Consider the following 5,781-nt stretch of genomic DNA (forward strand, 5'->3'; position numbering starts at 1 on the left):
TACCCGCTCTGGGACGGAGCCCCGCTGCGCGACCGGCCGCTGTGTGTGCATTCCGAGGGCGGCTTCGGTGACGCGATCATGTTCAGTCGCTTCGCTCCGCTGCTTGCCGGGCTCGTCCGTGAGCTCTACCTCGTCGTGCCGCCCGCGCTTGCACGCCTCTTCCGGGAATTGCCGGGCGTACGCGGGATCATCGTGCGACGTGACCGGACCCCCGAGCGCGCCGTGCACACGTCCTTCTGGTCCATGCCTGCGTACGTGCAGCTGCGGCTCTCCGGGCTGCCGGGGTCGTATCGCCACCTGGCAGCCGCCTCGGAGGGATTCCGTCTCGGTCCGGGAACGCGGCCGCGTGTCGGACTCGTCTGGGCGGGCAGCCGGAAAACTGCTCACGACGTGCACAGGTCAGTGCCTGACGTGGAGCTGTTGCGTCCCCTGCTGGACGCCGCGGACGTGGAATGGATTTCACTGCAGTTCGGGGATCGCGCCGGGGCGGCGGAACGACTTCCCGTGCGCACGGTACCGATGCCCGGTGACTGGGCCGGTACCGCCTACCTGCTGAAGCAGCTCGATCTCGTCATATCCGTCGATACAGCCGTTGCCCACCTCGCCGGCAGTCTCGATATCCCCACGTGGATCGTCCTGCCGTCCATCCCCGAGTTCCGCTGGCTGCTGCGGCGTGATGATACGCCGTGGTATCCGTCTGCACGCCTGTTCCGCCGCAGTGGCACGCACGACTGGGAAGCGCGCGTCGCCTGCCTTGCCCGGGAGCTCGCCGACCAGTTCGCCTGAAGGCGCGGCGCCGAACGGCTTGCCGTTCGGCGCCACGTTTCCATCAGCTCACGCCGACGAAGCAGATCTTCGTCGTCCCGTTCGTCACTTCGGGTTCGTCTCCGATCGCGGTGCCGACACCAGGGACGGAAAGACCGTCGCTGGCATTGCTGCACCCTGCCCGGGTGAGCTCGCTCATCCTGCCGAAGCGGATGAGCTTGGGGGTTTGATACATTCCGACCTCCGTGTGGAAGGTGGTGCTGGGTGGGATTACCCAGCTGCCGTGCGGCATCGTGGCCGCACACTCCGGTCAGGCCGATGCGCTCAACGCGATCTCGTCGCGGGTCGCATCGGCGCTGACAACCGCCTCGACATCGATGCCCTGCTGCGCTCGCAACCAGATTTCGGTGTGCAGCGTTGCGAGCAGCGCGGCGAGCGGCGCGTCCGGAGCGCCTCGCTCCGCCGCGGCCCCCGCAGCGTACAGTCGCCGCTGGTTCACGATGCCCAGCTCGGCGAGCAGTGGTTTGCGGAACAGGGGCTCCGCGATGCTGCCGAAGTGCTGGCGCATCGAGCGTCGCAGGTAGGACGTCGTGGTCCCGGTCCTGTGCGGCCGTGGCGCCAGCACCTCCGCCGGCAGAACGTCGGCGACTGCGGCGCGCAGCAATCGTTTCGTCTCGCCCCCCGAGCGGCGCTCCGCGCGCGGGCGGGTGGCCGCGAACGCAATGATCCGGTCGTCCATCAGCGGCGAGCGCAGCTCGACACCGTGGGCGCGATAGATGTCGGTCGCGACGCCATTGACGCGCCCGTACAGCGGCTGCTCGAACATCCACCGCCGGACGTAGCTCTCGACGCTTTCCGCGGGATCCGGAGCCGGCGCTGCAGCGCGCGCACGCCCCGCCAGGTCCGCCCGTTGCGCGAAGTCCGACTCGATCCATCGCGGCACACGCCAGTCGGGAAACAGCGGGACCGGCACGTCGGCGGATCCTGCCGGTGCAAGAGCGGGCGCCCAGCGCGCGAGCACCGGCTGCACGAGCCAGCGCAGGACGGCTGCACGCGTTCCCATTTCTGCGGGCGACCACTCGCGCACCAGCTCCAGGACACGCCCGTGCATCAGCAGGTCCGCCAGGTAAGCAGGCTCGGCCTGGAAGAGGTGGTCGCCGCCCAGGCCCGTCAGGCATACCGCCGCATCTTCCGCCGCCGCTGCGCCTGCCAGCGCCTCGTTCCACGCACGGTACACGTGCAGGAACGGCTCGTCGCTGCCGGCAGCATGCGCGGCGATTCCACCGAGCAGCGGGATGTCCCCGATGTCGAGCCAGCGCGGCGACTGGCCGTGGTATGCCGTGATCGCGCGGATGGTCTCGTCCTCGCGGCCGCTGTCGCCCGGCGGATACGAGATCGAGATCGGCCGCAGCGGGTTCGGCAGTCCAGCGCCGTGTGCAGCGCCGTACACGGCGGGCGAGTCCCACCCGCCACTGAGCGTGATCGCGCAGCTGCCGCTCGCGGGCATCCGCTGGCGAATCGCATCATCGAGAAGATCGCGCAGCACGTGCCGCGCATCGTCGAACGTCAGCTCGGGCCGCTCGTCCGCTGCAAACACGGGAGCACGCCACCAGCGGCGCACGCTCGGATGCGTCGCCGGCTGCGGCCAGACCAGTGAATGCCCGGCCGGCAGCATCTGCACGTCGCGGAACGCGGTCTCGTCAGCGGGCGTGAGTGACATCGACGCCGTTTCCGCGAGCACGGGCAGGTTCAGCTCGTCGGAAACAGCGGGCAGTGTGCGCAACGCACCCAGTGCGGAAGCGAACGTGATGCGACCGCCTGCGCGGGTGTAGTACAGCGCACGGGTGCCGAGCAGGTCGCGCGCGGCGAACAGGAGCCGCCGGCGACGATCGACGACCACGAAGGCGTAATCCCCCTCGAGCCGGCTCGTGCATGCGTCGCCCCATGCGAGGTATGCGCACAGGATGAGCTCCGCTGCGCCCGCCTGTGCGGGCACGGCCATGCCGGCGCGCTGCAGTCGGCCAGCCAGGTCCGCGCGGTGGTACAGTGCGGCATCGGCGACCGCTGCGACGTCCTCGCGCATTGCGATGCAGTCGGCCGCTCCCGCCGGGGCATGCCGCGGTGACCAGCGGGCCGCCAGGACCGCGCCCAGCGTGCGCGCGTGTGTTCGCTCGTCCTGCCCGGAGCCACGCATCGCGTCCAGTGCGACCCGCATGGCCTCATCGCCGAGATGGCCGAGGTGCACCAGGATCGCACTCATCAGTAGTGCGTCAGCGTGCCCGCGCGACGGGCGTGCTGGAATGCGAGTCGGAAGAGAATGGCGGACGCGCCCATCAGACCTGCGGCGAACAGCGCGAGGATCGCGACATCGGGCAGCACGGCCTGGAACGGCTCCGCGTTCAGCAGCATCCGGCGCAGCGCTCTCAGCCCGTAGGTCAGCGGGATAAAGGCGGAAACGCCTTCCAGCCAGCCCGGAATGACGTGCGTCGGGTAGTAGACCCCGCCGAGCAGTCCCGACAGGACCATCACGATGTTGCCCAGCGGACCCGGTGTCCGGAACACCAGCACCATCGTGGCACTGAGCACACCGATCGCCATGTACGGCACGATCGTGAGCAGGACGATGAGCACGCTGCTCAGTGCTGCGCCCCACAGCAGCTGCGCGCCCAGAATCGCGCCGAAGCCCAGCATCAGGACGCCGCGCACGAGCTGCAGCGTGAAACCGTAGGACGCGAGGCCAGCAAAGATGGTCGGGACGCGCGTGGACGTGCTCAGCATCGCCTCGAGCGTACCGGTCGCGATGCCGCCCGAGATGATGTTGGGGAACTGGCGCGTCGCCGGCCGGATGAAGGCGAACAGGAAGATGCCCACGAGCACGAACCCGAAGTAGTTCGCGGCCTCGCTCTGGATACGAGGAGCCATCACGGGCTGCAGCGCGTTCGCCACGAAGTAGATCGGTACGATCGTCGCCAGCAGCCCCACCGCGGACAGCACCAGCGAAAGCCGATAGCTCGCGGCGTTCAGCGCGCTCGCACGGAGCAGTGCAGCGACCTTATGCATCGTCCCCCCTCGCCGTGCCTGAGGCGACGGTGCGCTCGATCAGCTCTGCCAGCGACAACCGCGCAGCAGTAACCCGCGCGACCTGCACACCCGCGTGCACCAGCCGGTCGACCAGCTGCGCCGCTTCCCGGGCGCCGCCCGGCAGGTTCACCCGGATCCGGCGCCAGTCCGGATCGTCGGGATCGGGCTCGTCCGTCGCGATCGCCGCAGCAACGCCGTGCAGCCGCGCCCAGCCCGCAGCATCGACGCTCAGCTCGTACTGGTAGTCCTGCACCTCGGCGACCAGCGCCGCCGGCGAGCCCGTGCGCAGCAGGCGACCCCGGTCGAGGATGCCCACGCGCGTGCTCAGCTCCAGTGCCTCTTCCGCATTGTGGGTCGCGAGCAGGACCGTGCACCCCTGGCGGGCGACGATCTCCGTGCGCAGGAAGTCGCGGAACCGGCCGGCCGACACGGGGTCCAGTGAGCGCGTCGGCTCATCGAGCAGGAGCAGTGCGGGGCGGACCAGCAGCGCCCGCGCGATCAGCAGCCGCTGCTTCATCCCGGACGAGAACTGCGCGACCATCTGGGTGCCGGTATCCGCGAGTTCGACGATCGAGAGCACCTCGTCCACGCGGGCATCGCGCGCCCGCCCACGCAGGTTCTGCAGCGACGCGAACAGGCGCAGGTTCTCGCGCGCCGACAGGCGCCACATCAGGCTGCGCTCGTCGCCGATCACCGGTGTCAGGCACGCCCGCGCGGCACTCAGCTCCCGCTCCACGTCGTGTCCGCAGACGTGCGTGCACCCGCTGTCCGCCAGCACGCTGCCCGACAGGATCTTGAAGAGCGTCGTCTTGCCCGCGCCGTTCGGGCCGAGCAGCGCGAACAATTCGCCGGCAAACACCTCCAGCGAGACGTCGTCCAGCACCTGCCTGTAGCGACGCCGCAGCGGATGCAGCAGCGTGTTCACCCAGCCGCGTCGCAAGGCGAAGCGCTTGGACACGCCGGCCACGCGCACGACGGGCTCTGCAGCCGTCGGCAGCGTGGCTCGCGCTGCGCGCAATGGGCGCAGTCGTCCCGCCCTGTCCGCAGCGCTCGCCTGCGGCGCCGAGGGCCGGTCCACCAGCTGCGCTCTCATCGCACGGCCTGCGCTTCGGCACGCCCTGCGGTGCGCGGCTCGGAGCCGATGACCGCTTGCGCTGCATCACACGCGCTGTGCTGCTCGAGCACTGCCCCGGTGTCGCGTGCATGCCATTCGAGCAGGCGCGCGGCGCACGACCACAGCTGGTCGTACGTGCGGGGAACGTCCAGCGAGTAGACGGCAACCATGCGCGCCAGCGCGACCGCGTGCTGCAGCGTGCCCTTCTGGCCCGGCCCGAGCAGCGGCCCGAGCATGGTGTTGCGCAGCAGGGTCATGGTCGCGCGCGCACCATCCAGGCGCGTACGGCGCGCACGCGCACCGGAGCCCACGGGCTGCAGCAGGTAGACGGCGCGCAGGGGCACGGAGGCCGCAGCATCTGCGCGCGGCCGCAGCCCCACGCTCAGCCGCTTGCCACCATTCCCGTGCTCGAAGCGGATGTCGACCGCGGTCGCGGCGGCCGCGGAGTCCGGGTGCAGGCGCAACCGCTGCACGCCCGGCGACACGCGCGCCCCCGCTCGCAGATCGATGCGCAGCATGTCGTCCGTGAGCAGCGTCGCACCTGCCGCGACGAGCGCAAGCGCCAGCGTGGACTTGCCGGTGCCCTTGGGTGCCACGAGCGCCAGTGCCGTCCCGTTCACCTCGACCGCGCTCGCGTGCAGGCACAGGTCGCCACGCAGGTGGATCGCGAGCGCCAGCACACGGCCGAGGATGCACTGCCGTGCGCAGTCCTCGCAGTCGTGTGTGCCGGGGTACCAGATGATCTCCGTGCCGCCACGTGCCACGTCGTACATGCCGAGCGCGCCGTACGTGAGCCGCACCCGGTCGGGTCCTGCGTACAG

General features: G+C 70.2%; 6 protein-coding genes. 1 reads left to right on the forward strand and 5 read right to left on the reverse strand.

The window, feature by feature from the left end; all coding sequences use genetic code 11:
- Positions 1–786, forward strand: a 786-nt coding sequence (locus VFU06_09250; GenBank protein HEU5209585.1) for a hypothetical protein, incomplete at its 5' end; no start/stop codon positions are given.
- 43 nt (positions 787–829) lie between these two features.
- Here VFU06_09250 and VFU06_09255 read toward each other — a convergent pair.
- The 5 genes from VFU06_09255 to VFU06_09275 all read right to left on the reverse strand — a co-directional run.
- Entirely contained in the window at positions 830–1,000 is a 171-nt protein-coding gene (locus tag VFU06_09255) for a hypothetical protein (protein HEU5209586.1), read from the reverse strand.
- A 75-nt stretch (positions 1,001–1,075) separates the two neighbouring features.
- The gene (locus VFU06_09260; GenBank protein HEU5209587.1) at positions 1,076–3,025 is read right to left on the reverse strand and encodes an asparagine synthase-related protein; all 1,950 of its coding nucleotides are present in this window, start codon (positions 3,023–3,025) and stop codon (positions 1,076–1,078) included.
- Positions 3,025–3,825, reverse strand: coding sequence for an ABC transporter permease (locus VFU06_09265; GenBank protein HEU5209588.1), 801 nt, complete (start codon positions 3,823–3,825; stop codon positions 3,025–3,027). The genes VFU06_09260 and VFU06_09265 overlap by 1 nt, the downstream gene beginning before the upstream one ends.
- Positions 3,818–4,939, reverse strand: a complete 1,122-nt coding sequence (locus tag VFU06_09270) for an ABC transporter ATP-binding protein (GenBank protein HEU5209589.1) — start codon at positions 4,937–4,939, stop codon at positions 3,818–3,820. Before VFU06_09270 ends, VFU06_09265 begins: the two co-directional genes overlap by 8 nt.
- The coding region (locus tag VFU06_09275; GenBank protein ID HEU5209590.1) for a hypothetical protein at positions 4,936–5,781 on the reverse strand (846 nt) is incomplete at its 5' end. The genes VFU06_09270 and VFU06_09275, both read right to left, overlap by 4 nt.

Source organism: Longimicrobiales bacterium (assembly GCA_035764935.1).
Taxonomy (GTDB): Bacteria; Gemmatimonadota; Gemmatimonadetes; order Longimicrobiales; family RSA9; genus DASTYK01.